The sequence below is a fragment of the Mesorhizobium sp. W067 genome (assembly GCF_054719525.1).
In genome coordinates this window covers 3,278,635-3,294,756 of the sequence record NZ_JBTTII010000001.1, presented here as the reverse complement: position 1 = coordinate 3,294,756, position 16,122 = coordinate 3,278,635, and the positions used below count along the sequence as shown (strand labels likewise).

The 16,122-nt window shown below is 61.2% G+C and carries 18 protein-coding genes; 10 read left to right on the top strand and 8 right to left on the bottom strand.

The genetic code is table 11. The features are described 5' to 3' along the window. Nucleotides 1–15: 15 nt before the first annotated feature. From ACYG97_RS16075 to ACYG97_RS16060, 4 genes are read left to right on the top strand one after another with little or no spacing between them, the layout of a single operon-like run. Nucleotides 16–1,911: an ABC transporter ATP-binding protein gene (locus ACYG97_RS16075; RefSeq protein WP_023713950.1), complete on the top strand. Its 1,896-nt coding sequence runs from the start codon at nucleotides 16–18 to the stop codon at nucleotides 1,909–1,911. Between the two features lie 10 nt (nucleotides 1,912–1,921). Next, nucleotides 1,922–3,805, top strand: a complete 1,884-nt coding sequence (locus tag ACYG97_RS16070; protein ID WP_023733362.1) for an ABC transporter ATP-binding protein — start codon at nucleotides 1,922–1,924, stop codon at nucleotides 3,803–3,805. Nucleotides 3,806–3,808: 3 nt separating this feature from the next. Next, nucleotides 3,809–4,285 (top strand): GNAT family N-acetyltransferase, encoded by a 477-nt coding sequence (locus ACYG97_RS16065; RefSeq protein ID WP_023733361.1) that lies wholly within the window; start codon nucleotides 3,809–3,811, stop codon nucleotides 4,283–4,285. A 1-nt stretch (nucleotide 4,286) separates the two neighbouring features. Continuing rightward, a complete protein-coding gene (locus ACYG97_RS16060) occupies nucleotides 4,287–4,595 on the top strand; it encodes a DUF6665 family protein (RefSeq protein ID WP_023670023.1) in 309 nt (102 codons plus the stop codon). A gap of 20 nt (nucleotides 4,596–4,615) precedes the next feature. Here ACYG97_RS16060 and ACYG97_RS16055 read toward each other — a convergent pair whose 3' ends face one another. Genes ACYG97_RS16055 through ACYG97_RS16045 form a run of 3 tightly spaced genes read right to left on the bottom strand, consistent with a single transcriptional unit; the run spans nucleotide 4,616 to nucleotide 5,663 of the window. Beyond that, entirely contained in the window at nucleotides 4,616–4,960 is a 345-nt protein-coding gene (locus tag ACYG97_RS16055) for a cupin domain-containing protein (protein ID WP_023683696.1), read from the bottom strand. A gap of 5 nt (nucleotides 4,961–4,965) precedes the next feature. Then, complete coding sequence (locus ACYG97_RS16050; RefSeq protein WP_023670025.1) at nucleotides 4,966–5,388, bottom strand: type II toxin-antitoxin system VapC family toxin; 423 nt, start codon at nucleotides 5,386–5,388, stop codon at nucleotides 4,966–4,968. Further along, nucleotides 5,388–5,663, bottom strand: coding sequence for a type II toxin-antitoxin system Phd/YefM family antitoxin (locus ACYG97_RS16045; RefSeq protein ID WP_031199226.1), 276 nt, complete (start codon nucleotides 5,661–5,663; stop codon nucleotides 5,388–5,390). Before ACYG97_RS16045 ends, ACYG97_RS16050 begins: the two co-directional genes overlap by 1 nt. Before the next feature lie 259 nt (nucleotides 5,664–5,922). Here ACYG97_RS16045 and petA point away from each other — a divergent pair, with 259 nt between their 5' ends. From petA to ACYG97_RS16020, 5 genes are all read left to right on the top strand, one after another. Beyond that, entirely contained in the window at nucleotides 5,923–6,483 is a 561-nt protein-coding gene (petA, locus tag ACYG97_RS16040) for a ubiquinol-cytochrome c reductase iron-sulfur subunit (protein WP_023733360.1), read from the top strand. 16 nt (nucleotides 6,484–6,499) lie between these two features. After that, a complete protein-coding gene (locus ACYG97_RS16035; RefSeq protein WP_023733359.1) occupies nucleotides 6,500–7,843 on the top strand; it encodes a cytochrome b in 1,344 nt (447 codons plus the stop codon). A 23-nt stretch (nucleotides 7,844–7,866) separates the two neighbouring features. Continuing rightward, nucleotides 7,867–8,739: a cytochrome c1 gene (locus tag ACYG97_RS16030; RefSeq protein WP_023670029.1), complete on the top strand. Its 873-nt coding sequence runs from the start codon at nucleotides 7,867–7,869 to the stop codon at nucleotides 8,737–8,739. 186 nt (nucleotides 8,740–8,925) lie between these two features. Beyond that, on the top strand, nucleotides 8,926–10,071 hold the full coding sequence (locus ACYG97_RS16025; protein ID WP_023733358.1) for an alpha-hydroxy acid oxidase: 1,146 nt from the start codon (nucleotides 8,926–8,928) through the stop codon (nucleotides 10,069–10,071). A gap of 9 nt (nucleotides 10,072–10,080) precedes the next feature. Further along, on the top strand, nucleotides 10,081–10,626 hold the full coding sequence (locus ACYG97_RS16020) for an adenine phosphoribosyltransferase (RefSeq protein WP_013529989.1): 546 nt from the start codon (nucleotides 10,081–10,083) through the stop codon (nucleotides 10,624–10,626). 136 nt (nucleotides 10,627–10,762) lie between these two features. On the opposite strand, the gene ACYG97_RS16015 is transcribed toward ACYG97_RS16020, so the two are convergent. The 3 genes from ACYG97_RS16015 to corA all read right to left on the bottom strand — a co-directional run bounded on the left by ACYG97_RS16015 (nucleotide 10,763) and on the right by corA (nucleotide 12,737). Then, on the bottom strand, nucleotides 10,763–11,227 hold the full coding sequence (locus ACYG97_RS16015) for a MaoC family dehydratase (RefSeq protein ID WP_023733357.1): 465 nt from the start codon (nucleotides 11,225–11,227) through the stop codon (nucleotides 10,763–10,765). Further along, entirely contained in the window at nucleotides 11,224–11,685 is a 462-nt protein-coding gene (locus tag ACYG97_RS16010; protein WP_023670033.1) for a MaoC family dehydratase, read from the bottom strand. The genes ACYG97_RS16015 and ACYG97_RS16010 overlap by 4 nt, the downstream gene beginning before the upstream one ends. A 77-nt stretch (nucleotides 11,686–11,762) precedes the next feature. Continuing rightward, nucleotides 11,763–12,737: a magnesium/cobalt transporter CorA gene (gene corA, locus ACYG97_RS16005; protein WP_023733356.1), complete on the bottom strand. Its 975-nt coding sequence runs from the start codon at nucleotides 12,735–12,737 to the stop codon at nucleotides 11,763–11,765. Nucleotides 12,738–13,077: 340 nt separating this feature from the next. Between corA and ACYG97_RS16000 the strand changes: the two genes are divergently transcribed. Further along, nucleotides 13,078–13,830, top strand: a complete 753-nt coding sequence (locus tag ACYG97_RS16000) for a DUF5131 family protein (protein ID WP_023683701.1) — start codon at nucleotides 13,078–13,080, stop codon at nucleotides 13,828–13,830. Nucleotides 13,831–13,846: 16 nt separating this feature from the next. Here ACYG97_RS16000 and ACYG97_RS15995 read toward each other — a convergent pair whose 3' ends face one another. Further along, complete coding sequence (locus ACYG97_RS15995) at nucleotides 13,847–14,710, bottom strand: three-Cys-motif partner protein TcmP (RefSeq protein ID WP_198029692.1); 864 nt, start codon at nucleotides 14,708–14,710, stop codon at nucleotides 13,847–13,849. A 239-nt stretch (nucleotides 14,711–14,949) separates the two neighbouring features. Then, complete coding sequence (ychF, locus tag ACYG97_RS15990) at nucleotides 14,950–16,053, bottom strand: redox-regulated ATPase YchF (protein WP_023724959.1); 1,104 nt, start codon at nucleotides 16,051–16,053, stop codon at nucleotides 14,950–14,952. Between the last annotated feature and the right edge of the window lie 69 nt (nucleotides 16,054–16,122).

Below are 16,122 nucleotides of genomic sequence, written 5' to 3'. Positions count from 1 at the left end.
TTTGTGAGCATCCCTATGTTTAGCTGGTTTGAAAGAAGGCTCGATCCGTTCCCCGCAGCGGAACCGGTCGAGCCGCCGAAGACGCTGGTTGCCTTCTGCGTGCATTATACGCGCGGCGCCTGGCCATACATCATCGTCGATGCGGTGCTGGTGACGGCGATTGCCATCGCGGAAGTGTGGATGTTCGGCTTCATGGGCCACATCGTCGACTGGCTGTCCGGGCAGAACCGCGAAACCTTCCTGCAGACCGAGAGCTGGAAGCTCGCCGGCATGGCCTTCGTCGTGCTGTTCGCGCTGCCGGGTACGGTATGGCTGCATTCTTTGCTCAACCAGCAGACGCTGATGGGCAACTACCCCATGCGCATCCGATGGCAGGTGCATCGTTATCTCTTGAAGCAGTCGATGAGCTTCTACCAGGACGAATTTGCCGGCCGCATCGCCACCAAGCTGATGCAGACGGCACTCGCCGTGCGCGAATGCGTCATCAAGGTGATCGAGGTGCTCAATTACGTCATCGTCTATTTCCTCGGCATGCTGTTCATCGTCGGCTCGGCCGACTTGCGGCTGGCGGCACCTCTCGGCGTCTGGCTGCTCGGCTATATCGGGTTGTTGCGCTATATCATCCCGAAGCTGGGCAAGGTCGGCGAGGCGCAGGCCAATGCGCGCTCGACGATGACCGGCCGCGTCGTCGACAGCTACACCAACATCCAGACGGTCAAGTTGTTTTCCCATGCACGGCGCGAAGCAACGTTCGCGAGAGAAGGCATGGCAGGCTTCCTCGACACGGTCTACCGGTCGATGCGGCTGGTGACGGTGCTTTACGGGCTGCTCTATATCCTCAACGCGCTGCTCCTGTTTTCGGTGACGGCGCTGGCGCTGTGGCTGTGGCTCGGCCAGGCGGTGACGATCGGTGCCGTCGCCGTGGTCATCGGCCTCGTGCTCCGTATGTGGGGCATGTCGCAGTGGATCATGTGGGAAATGTCGAGCCTGTTCGAGAACATCGGCACGGTGCAAGACGGCATCGCCTCGATCTCGCTGCCGCGCCTGGTCGAAGACCGGCCGGGGGCGAAGGACATTGCCGTCACCAAGGGCGAGATCCGCTTCGACGACATTCGTTTCCACTATGGCAAGCAGAAGGGCGTCATCGAGAACCTGTCGCTGACGGTGAAGCCCGGCGAGAAAGTCGGCATTGTCGGGCGCTCGGGTGCGGGCAAGTCGACGCTGGTCAATCTCCTGTTGCGGTTCTACGACCTCGAGAACGGCCGGATCCTGATCGACGGCCAGGAGATCGCTTCGGTGACGCAGGATTCGCTGCGCGCGCAGATCGGCATGGTGACGCAGGACACTTCGCTGCTGCATCGTTCGGTGCGCGACAACATTCTTTACGGGCGGCCCGATGCGACGGAGGAAATGCTTGTCGAGGCAGCCGGGCGGGCCGAGGCGCTGGAGTTTATCGGCAGGCTTTCGGATCACACCGGACGTAAAGGGCTCGACGCTCATGTCGGCGACCGCGGCGTCAAATTGTCCGGCGGCCAGCGGCAACGCATCGCCATTGCTCGCGTTATGTTGAAGGACGCACCGATACTTATCCTTGACGAAGCGACGTCGGCGCTGGATTCCGAAGCCGAGGCCGCCATCCAGGAGAATCTCTACAAGCTCATGCAAGGCAAGACCGTCATCGCCATTGCGCACCGGCTGTCGACCATCGCGGCGATGGACAGGCTCGTCGTCCTCGACAAGGGCCGTGTCATCGAGGAGGGGTCGCACGAGGAACTCGTCGCCAGCGGCGGGCTCTACGCGCAGCTCTGGCAGCGCCAGTCGGGCGGGTTCCTGCTCGATGACGGTCCGGTCGATGCCGCCAATGACGCTGTTGCCAACGACATCGGCGTGAAGGGTGAAGCCGCAGAGTGATGACGTCAGCATGATGACAGCCGTCTATCGCTGGTTCGAGGACTGGGTCTATCCGTTCAGGGAGCCGGCGGACCTTCGGCCACCGTCAAGCGTCGGCGGCTTCCTCTGGCACTATGTCGGCCAGGCGAAGTTCGCCTTCTTCGCCATGCTGGTCATCGGCGGCATCGCGCCGCTGATCGAGGCCGGGCTGTTCTACTTCGTCGGGCGGCTGGTCGATATTCTCGACCAGCTTCCTGGCGAGCGCAGCTGGAATGCGCTGTGGACCGCCGCCGGTCCTGAACTGGTGTTCATGATCGTCGTGGTGGCGGTCATCCGCACAGTCGTCGTCGGCCTGTCGGCGCTGGTCAACGAACAGACGATCACGCCGGGCTTCTACAATCTGGTGCGCTGGCAGGCGCACCGGCATGTGTCGCGGCAGTCCTACACCTTCTTCCAGAACGATTTCGCCGGCCGTATCGCGACAAAAGTCTGGCAGGCCGGGCAGGCGACCGGCGACCTGATGGAGAGCTTCATCGAGGTCATCTGGTTCATGCTCATCTATACGGTGACGACCTTGGCGCTGGTCGCCGGGCTGGATCTGCGCCTGGCCGTGCTGGTGGTGATCTGGATCCTCGCGTTCGCCTGGCTGGCCAAGCTCTATCTGCCCTCGATCCGCAGGCATGCCGAGGCCACGGCTGAAGCTGGCTCGATGATCAATGGGCGCATCATCGATTCCTATTCCAACGTGCAGACGCTGAAGCTATTCTCGGCCGACGGCGACGACCGCTACATCAAGAACGGCTTCGACATCTATCTCGATGCACTACGGCCCTTCACCCGCCGGCTGACCGGCGTGCGCATGGCGCTGACGACGCTGTCGGGCATCATGATCACCGCGATTGGCTGCTTTGCCGTCTATCTCTGGGTCGAAGGGTCGATCACCGTCGGCGCCGTCGCGTTCACGCTGTCGCTGGTCTTGCGGCTCAACATGCTGCTCGGGCGCGTGATGATGCAGCTCAACGGCATATTGCGAAATCTCGGCGTCCTGGAAAACTCCAAGGCGCTGATCTCGCAGCCGCTTGGCCTTGTCGATGCGCCGGATGCGAAAGAGCTTGTCGTCGCCGGCGGCCGCATCGAGGTGAAGAATGTCGAGTTCCACTACGGCAAGGGTTTTGGCGTGCTGAATGGCATCGACCTTGTGGTCAAGCCTGGCGAGAAGGTCGGGCTGGTCGGGCCGTCCGGTGCGGGCAAGACGACCTTAGCCAATCTCATCCTGCGCCTCTACGACCTCGAGAGCGGGAAAATCCTGATCGACGGGCAAGACGTCGCCGAGGTGACGCAGAACTCGCTGCGCGCCAATATCGGCGTGGTCAGCCAGGACACGGCGCTGTTCCACAGCTCGCTACGCGACAACATCAAGCTCGGCATGCCGGATGCAACTGACGCCGAGGTGATCGCGGCGGCGAAGAAGGCCGAGGCGCACGAGTTCATATTGGGCCTGCGCGACAACCGGGACCGTACCGGCTACGAGGCTTTTGTCGGCGAGCGCGGCGTGAAACTGTCGGGCGGCCAGCGCCAGCGCGTCGCGATCGCCCGCGTCTTCCTCAAGGATGCGCCGATCCTGATCCTCGACGAGGCGACCTCGGCGCTCGATTCCGACATCGAGGCGGCGATCCAGGAGAATCTGGCCAGGCTGATGGAGAACAAGACGGTCATCGCCGTAGCGCACCGGCTGTCGACCATCGCCGCGCTCGACCGTCTTGTGGTGCTGGACGGAGGCTGCATCGTCGAACAGGGCACGCATGACGAGCTGGTGGCGCTCGACGGGCTCTATGCGCGGCTGTGGAAGCGGCAGTCCGGCGGCTTCCTCTACCACGAGGAAAGCGTGCTGGAAGAGACACGGCCGGCGGAGTAGGGCATGGCAGCGTCGCCTGATATCGGCTACGTCCTCAAGCGGCTGCGGCCAACCGCGCCGGCCTTCGATGCGCTGAAGGAGGAGAGCCGGCTGGAAGGCTACTGGATGCTGGTGCGGCTGGCGGATGGCTGGGCGGGCGGCCGCAACAAGTTCCTGAAACGAGGCGAGGCGCTGTTTGGTGCATGGCATGGCCGAGAACTCGCTGGTGTGTGCGGGTTGAACATCGATCCTTATTTCGAAGGCAGGGACCACGGCCGGGTCAGGCACCTGTTCGTCAGCGCGCGTCATCGCCGCAGCGGCATTGGCCGCATGCTGGTCGAGACCGTCATTGACAGGGCACGTCAGCATTTTGCCGTGCTGAACACCCGCGCGCCACAAGAAGCCTTTGGGTTCTATGAACGGCTTGGTTTCCAGCCGGTGGTGAGCGAAGAATTCGTCACGCACCGCATGATGCTCTCTCAAGACATAAAAGGAGGCTGAGATGTCACTGCGTCCGCCATCCCTAGGCGCCTCGGCTGCCGAAGCCGCGTTCGACGCCCTCGGCCATGAGATACTGGCTGAAAAGGCCGCAGCGCTCGGCCGTGCCGGCCAACGGGTCGAGGAAACGCTGGCCAAGCTCCGTCAGAACAACGGCGACGAGGAGCAGCGACCGCGGCTGCTCAAGGAGGCTGCCGCGGCGGTGCACGCCTATTTCATCCAGCGTGAACTCTGCGGCCTGCGCCGGCATGAGTCGGCCATCCGCGAATACGATATCCCAAGGGCCGTGCTGGTCAGGCTCGGTGCAAGCTAGAGGTCACCAGCCGGCAACAATCATTCCAGCCATTCGGTGATGAAGCTGCCGTTTTCGTGGATGTCGGTCGTTTCGAGCGGGCCTGGGCCAAGATTGGTGAATTTGTGCGGCGTATCGGGCGGCACGATCAGGATCTGGCCGGCCGTGGCCTCTATCTGCTGGTCGCCGATCGTGAACAGGCCGGTGCCTTGCCGGATGATGAAGATTTCACAATAGGGATGCGTGTGCAGGCGCGGGCCGCCGCCAATCTCTTCCTGATAGTTGAAAATCAGGCAGGAGTTGGAGTCGTAGGCGCCGCATTGCAGTTCGCCCTGCCAGCGGCCGGGCGTCCTGGTCCAGGTCTCGCGGTCGATGATGTGTGCCATAGCCTCTAACCCTTCGTCGGTATCCAGGGGTTGAAAAGCTTCACGCCGGTGCCTTCAAAATCCTTGGTGTTGCGGGTCACGACTGTCAAGTTTTTGACGAGCGCGGTAGCGGCTATGAGGGCGTCGCGCTCCGGCTTTGGATCGGGAACGTGGAGGTTTGCGCAACGCACGACAACAGCCGTGTCTATGCTCAATATCCGGTCGTCAAACTGTGGAATGAGTGTCTGATCCAACCACTCACGGTACATGGTGGCCTGGCGAGTATCCTTCCTCGACAAGAGCAAAGTTCCGATTTCGAGTTCCAGGATCGAAATGACCGACATGAAAAAGCTGGCGATGTCGTGGGTCTCTGACCAGGCCAAAACGTTGCGATCGGCCTTGTCCCGACGACGCAGATTCGAAACGACATTGGTGTCAAGAATGAACATCAGTCGAGTTCGGGAATCTTGAAAAACGGTCCTTCCAGGCGAGGTGGTTCCCAGTCGAAATCTGCTTCGGGGCGATCATCGGCAATCGCGTCCGCGAGGCTTCTCGGCTTCTTCCCTAAACGCTCATATTCCTCCATCGACATCAGCACATGGGAGGGCTTGCCGCGGTCGGTAATGATGACCGGCCCGTTCTTGGCTGCCCTTTTGGCATGCGCCGTGTCCTGGTTGAATTCACGGCTCGACATGATGGTTATCGTCTTCGTCGAGATATTCATATCAACACCTCCATCCGGAAGATGTAGACATATTGCTACATTCGGCCAAGCTCGTCAAATTTCTCTTCGTGCGGAACGCCCGCGACAATCTGCCCTTGTGGCTTCAGCCCGCTGGACAAAAACGGGCTTCACGCATAAACCGAAATCCAAATGCCGGAGGAATTCGCTAGCTTGTTCGCCATGCGCTGTCGGGCCGGCGCGATGGAGCGGGGACAAAGCTCGGCCGCCGGCTCGGAAGAGGCGAAAGGATCAGGCACCCGTGAGCGCAACCGACACCCAGGATCCCAACCGTCGTGATTTTCTCTACGTCGCCACCGGCATGGCCGCAGTGGTTGGCGCAGGCGCCGTTGCCTGGCCCTTCATCGACCAGATGCGCCCCGATGCCTCGACGCTGGCGCTGGCCTCGGTCGAGGTCGACGTCGCCTCGCTGACGCCTGGCATGTCGCTGATCGTCAAATGGCGCGGCAAGCCGGTCGTGGTGCGCAACCGCACCGAGCAGGAGATGAAGGACGGCGAGGCCGTGAACCTTGCCGACCTCAAGGATCCTATTGCCCGCAACGCCAATCTGCCCGCCGATGCGCCGGCGACCGACGCCAACCGCACCACGCCCGGCAAGGAAACCTGGATGGTGATGGTGCAGGTTTGCACGCATCTGGGCTGCATTCCGCTTGGCCAGGAAGGCGATTTCGGCGGCTGGTTCTGCCCGTGCCACGGTTCGGTGTACGATACCGCCGGCCGCATCCGCAAAGGCCCGGCGCCGGAAAACATGGCCGTGCCGGTATTCAAGTTCATTTCCGATACCAAAATCCTTATCGGTTGAGGCAGGGGATATTTCGATGAGCGAGGGACACTCGACCTATACGCCCAAGACCGGTATCGAACGCTGGTTCGACGCCCGCATGCCGCTGCCGCGCATGCTCTATGACAGCTTCATCGCTTATCCGGTGCCGCGCAACCTCAACTATGCGTGGACCTTCGGCGGCATCCTCACGATCATGCTGGTGGCGCAGATCCTGACCGGTATCGTGCTCGCCATGCACTATACCGCCGACACCAATCTCGCCTTCAATTCGGTCGAGAAGATCATGCGCGACGTCAATTCCGGTTGGCTGTTGCGCTACATGCATTCCAACGGCGCCTCGTTCTTCTTCGTCGCCGTCTACATCCACATCTTCCGCGGGCTTTATTACGGCTCCTACAAGGCGCCGCGCGAGCTGCTGTGGATCCTCGGCTGCATCATCTATCTGCTGATGATGGCGACCGGCTTCATGGGCTATGTGCTGCCCTGGGGTCAGATGAGCTTCTGGGGCGCCACCGTCATCACCGGCTTCTTCAGCGCCATTCCGCTGGTCGGAAACTGGATCCAGGAACTGCTGCTCGGCGGTTTCGCCGTCGACAACCCGACGCTCAACCGCTTCTTTGCGCTGCACTATTTGCTGCCGTTCATGATTGCCGGCGTCGTCGTGCTGCACGTCTGGGCGCTGCACGTGGTCGGCCAGTCGAACCCGACCGGCATCGAGGTGAAATCGAAGACCGACACCGTTGCCTTTACGCCCTATGCGACCATCAAGGATGCATTCGGCATGATCGTGTTCCTGTTCTTCTTCGCCTATTTCGTCTTCTACCTGCCGAACTTTCTCGGCCATCCGGACAATTACACGATCGCCAACCCGCTGAAGACGCCGGCCCACATCGTGCCGGAATGGTACTTCCTGCCGTTCTACGCGATCCTGCGCGCGATCACCTTCAACATCGGGCCGATCAACTCCAAGCTCGGTGGCGTGCTGTGCATGTTCGGCGCCATCGTCATGCTGTTCCTGGTGCCGTGGCTCGACACCTCCAAGGTGCGCTCGGCGGTCTACCGGCCCTGGTACAAGCTGTTCTTCTGGCTGTTCGTCGCAGACGCTGTCCTGCTTGGCTGGCTTGGCTCGCAGCCGGCGGAAGGCGGCGGTCTGTTGACCCTCCTGATAGGTGAGGTCTCGGGCAACTACGTTGGCTACGCTCAAGCGGCGACACTGTTCTACTTCGCCTTCTTCCTCGTCATCCTGCCGGTGCTTGGCCTGATCGAGACGCCACGCAGACTGCCGAATTCGATCACCGAGGCGGTGCTGGAGAAGAACAAGGGTGCCGGAGGGGGACATCCGGCCGGTGCGACCGCGGCGCCGGAAACCAAAGGCTGAGTGAGAATCTAAGGGGATTTGGCATGAAAAAGATTCTCACCTCGCTCGCCCTGCTAGGCGTGTTTGCCGCTGGCATCGGAGCCGTCGGCAGTGTGGCGATCGCCGCTGAAGAGGCGCACAACGCGGCGGCACCGACGCATTTCCCGATCCACGAGCCGAAGGAGATGGACTGGACTTTTGCCGGTCCGTTCGGCACCTACGACAAGGCGCAGCTGCAGCGTGGCTTGAAGGTCTACAAGGAAGTCTGCTCGGCCTGCCACTCGATGAATCTGGTGGCGTTCCGCACGCTGGAGGACCTCGGCTATTCTGAAGCGCAGATCAAGTCCCTGTCGGCCGAGTACACCATCCATGATGGACCCAACGATGCCGGCGACATGTTCGACCGGCCGGGCAAGCCGTCAGACCATTTCCCGGCGCCGTTCGCCAATGAGGAGGCGGCTGCCGCTTCCAACGGCGGCGCTGCCCCACCGGATATGTCGCTGCTGGCCAAGGCGCGCGGCGTCGAGCGCGGCTTCCCGCGCTTCGTCTTCGACATCTTCACGCAATATGCGCAGGGCGGCCCGGACTACATCCATTCTCTGCTGACAGGCTACGACGAGACGCCACCTGCCGGCATGGTGATCCCCGAAGGCACCCACTACAATCCATACTTCATGTCCGGCGTGTCGCTGAAGATGCCCAAGCCGCTCTCCGACGGCCAGGTGACCTACGATGACGGTTCGCCGCAGACGATCGACCAGTATTCGCGCGACGTCTCGGCGTTCCTGATGTGGGCGGCCGAGCCGCATATGGAAGACCGCAAGAAGACCGGCTTCCGCGTGCTGGTGTTTCTGCTTCTGTTCGGGGCGCTGATGTATCTGACCAAGCGCAAGGTGTGGGAAGGCGTGGCGCACTAAGCCGCATCTTATTCCTCGGAAATGGAAAGGGCGTCTTCGGACGCCCTTTTTGCTTGCCAAACCGGACATGGTTCGCATCTTGGCGCAGCAGCCGTCCAGTAAGAAGTCCGTTGGCACGCCGCCATGCGATTGGTATTGCACGCGCGCCCGGCGGATCGCCGGCTAAAGGGGCATTTGGGATCGATGATGCGGCTACGCGACTGTCACAACTTTTCCGATTTCCGGTGCATGGCCCAGCAGCGGTTGCCGGGGCCAATCTTCAACTACATCGATGGCGCGGCCGACGACGAGGTCACCTACCGCCGCAACACCGAGAGCTTCGAGCGCTGCGACCTCGTTCCCAACGTGCTGCGCGGGGTAAGCGAGATCGACATGTCGGTGACGGTGATGGGCCAGAAGCTGGCCATGCCCGTCTATTGCTCGCCGACCGCCTTGCAGCGGCTGTTCCATCATCAAGGCGAGCGCGCGGTGGCCAAGGCTTCGGCCAAATTCGGCACGATGTTTGGCGTGTCCTCGCTCGGCACCGTCAGTCTTGAGGAAGCGCGCAAGATCAGCAGCAGCCCGCAGGTCTACCAGTTCTATTTCCACCGGGATCGCGGCCTCAACCGGGCGATGATGCAGCGGGCGAAAGCGGTTGGAGTCGAAGTGATGATGCTGACCGTCGACAGCATCACCGGAGGCAACCGCGAGCGCGACAAGCGCACCGGCTTTGCCATCCCCTTCAAGCTCAACCTTGCCGGCATGCTGCAGTTCGCGCTGAAGCCGGGCTGGGCGATCAACTATTTCACCCATGAGGGATTCAAGCTGCCGCAGCTCGACGAGCATGTCGACATGGGCGGCGGCACGATGTCGATCAGCCGCTACTTCACCGAGATGCTCGATCCGTCGATGACCTGGGACGATGTTGCCGAGATGGTCAGACTGTGGGGAGGTCCGTTCTGCCTCAAGGGCGTCATGTCGGTGGAGGATGCCAAGCGCGCCGTCGAGATCGGCTGCAGCGGCATTGTGCTGTCCAACCACGGCGGCCGGCAGCTGGACGGCTCGCGGGCGGCGTTCGACCAGCTGGCCGAGATCGTAGATGCCGTCGGCGACAGAATAGACATCATCATGGATGGCGGCGTGCAGCGCGGCACCCATGTGCTGAAGGCGCTGTCGCTCGGCGCCAAGGCTGTTGGCGTCGGCCGCTATTATCTGTTCCCCCTGGCGGCGGCCGGACAGCCGGGCGTCGAGCGGGCGCTGGAGCAGATGCGGATCGAGATCGAGCGCGGCATGAAGCTGATGGGCTGCAGTTCGATCGAACAATTGTCGCGCAACAACCTCCGTTTCAGGTAATCTCGACCCATGAAATCCTCGCTCGAAGACACGCTGCTCGCCGCGATCCGCACCATTCCGGACTACCCCAAGCCCGGCATCCTGTTTCGCGACATCACCACTTTGCTCGGCAATGCGCGCGCCTTTCGCCGCGCCATCGACGAGCTGGTGCATCCCTATGCCGGGCAGAAGATCGACAAGATCGCCGGCATCGAGGCACGCGGCTTCATCCTCGGCGGTGCGGTCGCGCACCAGCTTTCGGCCGGCTTCGTGCCGATCCGCAAGAAGGGCAAGCTGCCTTACGAGACGGTACGCGTCGCCTACAGCCTGGAATACGGGCTGGACGAGATGGAGATGCACAAGGACGGCGTTGCGCCGGGCGAGAAGGTGATCCTGGTTGACGACCTGATCGCGACCGGCGGCACGGCGGAGGCGGCGGTCAAGCTGCTGAGGCAGATCGGCGCCGATATTCTTGCCGCGTGCTTCGTCATCGACCTGCCGGATCTCGGCGGACGGGCGAAGCTCGAAGCGCTGGGCGTGCCGGTGCGGACGTTGATCGGGTTTGAGGGGCATTAGAGAGTAGGGAGAAGGGAGTAGGGAGTAGGGAGTAGGGAGTAGGGAGTAGGGAGTAGGGAGTAGGGAGGGAAGCTCCGCATTCCGTGCAAGGCGCAGCACCCACTGCTGCCTAATCCCTACTGCCTAAACCCTAGCCCTACCCAGCCTTCACCAGCACCGCGCTGTCGAACTCCAGCACCTTGTCGCCTGCCGAATCGGAACCTTCCGAGCGCAGCGCCAGCAGGCGCCAGCCGGGGCGGGTGGCAAGCGGGCGGTGGGACAGGGCCGTGCGCATGAAGGTGACGGTTTCTCCGGCATAGACCGGCTTTGGCCATTTCAGGTTCCTGAAGCCGGGGGAGGGGCCGAATTCTGGTACCGGGCCGGGTCCGGTCCATTGAGAAGCGTCCATAGGATTTTTGAGATTGAGCTTCATCCACGTGGCCGCGGTGTGCCAGCCTGAGGCGCAGAGGCGGCCGAACACGCTTTTCTTCGCCGCCTCCTCGTCGACATGAAAGACCTGTGGATCGTATTTGCAGGCGAACGCCTTGATCGCCTCGGCTTCGAATGTGTGCGAACCGAGGTTGATGGTATCGCCGATGCGGAAGAACGCGTCGAGGCTCATGCGCCGGCCTCGCGGGTCAAGAACATGACAGTGTTCTCAAGTTCGAAGACGCTTTCACCGCGCTGGTTGAACAGTTCGCTGCGCAAGGTGACGAGGCCGAGCTGAGGCCTGGATTTCGACAGGCGCCTGGCGAGCACGCTGGTGCTGCCGGCCAGCGTGTCGCCGGCCAGCACCGGCTTCTTCCATTTGACCTGGTCGATGCCGGGCGCGCCTTGCGCGGTCGAGTCGAGCAGGAAGGCGTCGCACAGCATGCGCATGAAGATCGCGCAGGTGTGCCAGCCGGAGGCGGCCAAGCCGCCAAGGATGCTGGCCTTGCCGGCGGCTTCGTCGAGATGCATCGGCTGCGGGTCGAATTCGGTGGCGAATTCGATGATTTCGGCCGCACTCACCTGCTTGGCGCCGAGGTCGATCGATGCGCCCTCGGTGAAATCCTCGTAGGCCCAGCTTTTTGCGGTCATGATCCCAATCCGGTTGTCGATCACCGGGCATCCGGATGCCGTCCGGGCGGCGTTTGGTCAAGCGAATTCTATTGGGCCTACAACCAGCCGCGGCGGCGGAAATACCAGAACGGCAGGATGGCCGACAGGATCATCAGGCCGATGGCGAAGGGATAGCCGAGCTCCCATTTCAGCTCCGGGATGATGTCGAAATTCATGCCGTAGATCGAGGCCACCAGCGTCGGCGGCAGGAAGATGACGGCGGCGACCGAGAAGATCTTGATGATGGCGTTCTGCTCGATCGAGATCATGCCCAGCGTGGCGTCGAGAAGGAACGAGATCTTCTGCGACAGGAAGGTGGCGTGGTCGGCGAGCGACAGCACGTCGCGCGACACGGTCTTGATGCGGGCGCGGATGTCCTTGCTCATCTTGATCTGGGTCGCGACATGGGCGAGGAAGCCAGTGAGGCGCTGCAACGAGATCAGGCTGTCGCGGATCGAGGAGGCGATGTCCTCCTTGCGGCCGATGGCCTTGAGCAGTTCCTGGAAATCGCGGTTGCGCTTGTTCACCTTGGTCGAGCGCGCTTCGAAGATATCGCGCGAGATCGTCTCGATGTCGCGGCCGGCGCGTTCGAGAATGTCGGCCAGCCGGTCGACGATCGCCTCCAGCAGGCCGATCAGGATGGTGTTGCCGGTGGTGCAGCCGGTCGCCACCTTCTCGGCGCGCAGCGGAAAGGTCTTGAACGCCTTCGGCTCATGATAGCGGATGGTGACCAGTCTCGGGCCGGCAAGCACAAAGGTAACCGGCGACATCAAGGGATCATCGATTTCGGTCTGCGCCGGCAGGGTGGCGGTCATGAAATAGGCGCCGTCCTCGATGTAGAGGCGGCTCGAAATCTCGATCTCCTCCATCTCCTCGCGCGTCGGGATGGCAACGCCGAGCCAGGTCTCGATCGCTGTTTCTTCTTCCTTGGTCGGGTTGAGAAGGTCGGCCCAGACGACGTGATCGCCATTGGCCACGAGATCGTCGGCGGGGCGCAGGCGGTCATTGTCGACGACGAAGGCCTTGATCATCGTCGGTCTCCCTTGGCGGATTAAAGGGTGCGTTCAGATTGACGCGTCGTGTCAGATTGCACGGCTCTTCGCCGCGTGAGCCGACCGTGCGCCCGCCGCTTAGACTTGTGAGGTGACAAAATCAAGACAGGCGACCGAATGGCAGGACGGGCTCCGGCCGCTTGAAAACCCTTGTCGAGGGGCTGATACCGTTGCCGCTGTTGGACCTGGTCTATCTCCCCCAAGCTCGTCGTGGTACAGCCGACCCAAAAGCCTCGTTGTGAACAAATTCCTAGAGTATTTCTTAGAGTGACGTTTACAATGTCTATGCCACTCTTCCATCAACACGGAAGGTGATTTGATGGCCGAAACATCAATCGAATGGACAGATGCGACCTGGAACCCGGTCGCCGGCTGCACCATCCTCACTGCCGGATGTACAAATTGCTACGCGATGAGGATGGCTGCTCGGCTGGAGGCCATGGGAGTCGACAAGTATGCGGGGGTGACACGCAAAACCGGCGGCAAAGCGAAATGGACAGGCAAGATTAAGCTCGATCACGCATCGCTTTCTGTTCCGCAAGAATGGAAGAAACCCAAGCGTGTCTTCGTAAACTCAATGTCGGATCTCTTCCATGCGGAAGTGCCAACGGCCTTCATCGCTGAGATATGGCAGGTCATGGCAGCTACGCCTCGCCACACTTATCAAATTCTGACAAAGCGGCCCGATAGGATGTCGGAAGTACTTTCCTCCCCCGAGTTTAATGTGCTTCCGAACGTCTGGCTCGGCACCAGTGTCGAAGATAGTCGTGTGCTGTACAGGCTGGATGAACTCCGGGCGGTTCCTGCGGCCGTGAGATTTGTTTCATTCGAACCCCTGATCGGCTCTGTCGCCGGCGCCAATCTTAAAAGCATTCACTGGGCAATCGTCGGAGGCGAAAGCGGACCGCAGGCTAGGCCGCTAGACACCCGATGGGTGGACGAGATTTTCGACCAATGCACCGATGCGGACACAGCGTTCTTCTTCAAACAGTGGGGCGGCAAGAACAAGAAGGTGACAGGCCGCACCTATCGTGACCGGCTTTGGGACGATCTTCCCGATTTGAGAATATGAGAGGCCATCTTTGTCGCTAGTGCGACTGCGGCCGGACTAGTGTTTGACACAGCGAAAAAAGTGAAGCCAGTGGCGCGCCGCCTTTGTGATGAAGGCGAACTGGGTCCAAAACAGCCCCTTTGAATACTGTGCGCAGGCGCTCCTTCACGTAGGATTCGATAGCGTTCACATCCGCTCGTCGAACTGCTTGCCCGTTCGTTTCGAATAGGTCTTGGCGCGCACCTTCGTGACCATACCAACGCTCCCGCCAATCGGTTGCTCCTAGAACGCGATCCAGGCTTGCCTGCTTGCTCGGATCGAGCTTTGCTGGGTCATGGGGAGCATTTCGGTAGAGACCTGATAACGGAAAGAAATACCAACAGTCTAAGGCTTCTGTTGCTGCGATGGCCTTTACCGTGTTCCAGGAAACCTCCATGCCGTAGGGGTCGAGAAAGACAACGCCACGAATTCCACGGCCGACAGTCTCCGGTCCGCGCCAATTTGTGCGCTTGCAAAGGCGCTGGACAAGATCGTTAGCATCCCCGTTTCGAGCAATTATCTTGCGATCGGGATACTCAGAGATCAGCTCCTCGAGCTGCGCAAAACGGGAATTATCTTGTTCGATCAGCACGATAGAATGCATCGGCGGGTCGACCTCGATTGCCATCCTGGCTGATCCCCGTGTGGTTACTTCTTCTGGTTCTGCCATTTCTGAACCGAAGAGAGGAAGACCGGGGCGGACTTCTGTACGGGTCCCCGAGCCGGCAAAAGCGTCGATGTAAACGCAAGCGAAATCCTGATCGCGCAAAGCGATAGCGAAGGCTTGGAGATATTCCTGTAAGCAACGGAGCTTTTTACGGGTGTCTGGCCCCCCAAAGACGTGTGTTACCATCGTCGTCATCCTCCACCCTCGTACATCGATACGCAGAATGAGTGGAGTGTCTAGGAGGAACTATGTCATAGGGGTGTATTTATTGCGCATAGAGGCTGAATTATTTCGTCTACCCAGATATCGACCGCCGTATCGGTGCGCTTTACAGTATCGGGGATGCCATCCTGCAATCTCGTGCCCACTGCGGGTGTAGGCGCCTGCCTTCGCCTACATGGCCGCGCCCCATGGGTGACGCGATTTCCATCAAATCAGGTGTTGAACTTGAACAGCAGCACGTCGCCGTCCTGGACGACATATTCCTTGCCTTCGTCGCGCGCCTTGCCGGCCTCCTTGGCCGCCACTTCGCCGCCCAGCGTGACGTAGTCGTTATAGGCGATGGTCTGGGCGCGGATGAAGCCGCGCTCGAAGTCGGTGTGGATGACGCCGGCGGCCTGCGGGGCCTTGTCGCCCTTGTGGATGGTCCAGGCGCGCGTCTCTTTCGGCCCGGCGGTGAAATAGGTGATCAGGTGCAACAGATCATAGCCGGCGCGGATGACCTTGTTGAGGCCAGGTTCGTCGAGGCCGAGCGAGGACAGGAACTCCATCTCTTCCTCGTCGGAGAGCTGGGCGACTTCGGCCTCGATCGCGGCTGAGATCACCACGGTGCCGGCGCCCTGCGCGGTCGCCATCTTCTCCACCGCCTTGGTGTGCTCATTGCCGGTAGCGGCGTCGGCTTCGGCGACGTTGCAGACATAGAGTACGGGGTGTGAGGTCAAGAGGTTCAGTCCCTGCAGGATGCGCAGGTCTTCCGCTGAAATGCCCTTGAGCAGGATGCGGGTCGGCTTGCCGGCTTGCAGCAGCTCGAGTGCTGCCTCCATCATCGGCAGCACGGTGGTTGCTTCCTTGTCCTTGCTGCCGGCGCGCTTGCGGATCTGCACGATGCGGCGCTCGAGGCTGTCGAGGTCGGCGAGCATCAGCTCGGTCTCGACTGTATCGGCGTCGGCGACAGGGTCGATCTTGCCCTCGACATGGGTGATGTCGTCATCCTCGAAGCAGCGCAGCACATGCACGATGGCGTCGACCTCACGGATGTTGGCGAGGAACTGGTTGCCCAGCCCTTCGCCCTTGGAGGCGCCGCGCACCAGGCCGGCGATGTCGACGAAGGAGATGCGGGTCGGGATGATCTCCTTAGACTTGGCGATTGCGGCGATCTTCTGCAGCCGCGGATCAGGCACCGCCACCTCGCCGGTGTTCGGTTCGATGGTGCAGAACGGATAGTTGGCGGCCTGCGCCGCCGCCGTCCTGGTCAACGCGTTGAAAAGCGTCGACTTGCCGACGTTGGGCAAGCCAACGATGCCGCATTTGAAACCCATGTGTCCGGTCCTATCGGGAAACTAGAAATTTGATGAGGGCTATGGGCGATAGGAGTGAGCAACGTCAAG

Excerpts from the sequence above, each read along its gene's own strand:
- ACYG97_RS16030 (WP_023670029.1), top strand. The coding sequence starts at position 7,867 with ATGAAAAAGATTCTCACCTCGCTCGCCCTGCTAGGCGTGTTTGCCGCT.
- ACYG97_RS16000 (WP_023683701.1), top strand. The coding sequence starts at position 13,078 with ATGGCCGAAACATCAATCGAATGGACAGATGCGACCTGGAACCCGGTC.
- ACYG97_RS16020 (WP_013529989.1), top strand. The coding sequence starts at position 10,081 with ATGAAATCCTCGCTCGAAGACACGCTGCTCGCCGCGATCCGCACCATT.
- corA (WP_023733356.1), bottom strand. The coding sequence starts at position 12,737 with ATGATCAAGGCCTTCGTCGTCGACAATGACCGCCTGCGCCCCGCCGAC.
- ACYG97_RS16035 (WP_023733359.1), top strand. The coding sequence starts at position 6,500 with ATGAGCGAGGGACACTCGACCTATACGCCCAAGACCGGTATCGAACGC.
- ACYG97_RS16050 (WP_023670025.1), bottom strand. The coding sequence starts at position 5,388 with ATGTTCATTCTTGACACCAATGTCGTTTCGAATCTGCGTCGTCGGGAC.
- ACYG97_RS16075 (WP_023713950.1), top strand. The coding sequence starts at position 16 with ATGTTTAGCTGGTTTGAAAGAAGGCTCGATCCGTTCCCCGCAGCGGAA.
- ACYG97_RS16010 (WP_023670033.1), bottom strand. The coding sequence starts at position 11,685 with ATGACCGCAAAAAGCTGGGCCTACGAGGATTTCACCGAGGGCGCATCG.
- ACYG97_RS16015 (WP_023733357.1), bottom strand. The coding sequence starts at position 11,227 with ATGAGCCTCGACGCGTTCTTCCGCATCGGCGATACCATCAACCTCGGT.
- ACYG97_RS16055 (WP_023683696.1), bottom strand. The coding sequence starts at position 4,960 with ATGGCACACATCATCGACCGCGAGACCTGGACCAGGACGCCCGGCCGC.
- ACYG97_RS16065 (WP_023733361.1), top strand. The coding sequence starts at position 3,809 with ATGGCAGCGTCGCCTGATATCGGCTACGTCCTCAAGCGGCTGCGGCCA.
- ACYG97_RS16045 (WP_031199226.1), bottom strand. The coding sequence starts at position 5,663 with ATGAATATCTCGACGAAGACGATAACCATCATGTCGAGCCGTGAATTC.
- ychF (WP_023724959.1), bottom strand. The coding sequence starts at position 16,053 with ATGGGTTTCAAATGCGGCATCGTTGGCTTGCCCAACGTCGGCAAGTCG.
- ACYG97_RS16025 (WP_023733358.1), top strand. The coding sequence starts at position 8,926 with ATGCGGCTACGCGACTGTCACAACTTTTCCGATTTCCGGTGCATGGCC.
- ACYG97_RS15995 (WP_198029692.1), bottom strand. The coding sequence starts at position 14,710 with ATGACGACGATGGTAACACACGTCTTTGGGGGGCCAGACACCCGTAAA.
- ACYG97_RS16070 (WP_023733362.1), top strand. The coding sequence starts at position 1,922 with ATGATGACAGCCGTCTATCGCTGGTTCGAGGACTGGGTCTATCCGTTC.
- ACYG97_RS16060 (WP_023670023.1), top strand. The coding sequence starts at position 4,287 with ATGTCACTGCGTCCGCCATCCCTAGGCGCCTCGGCTGCCGAAGCCGCG.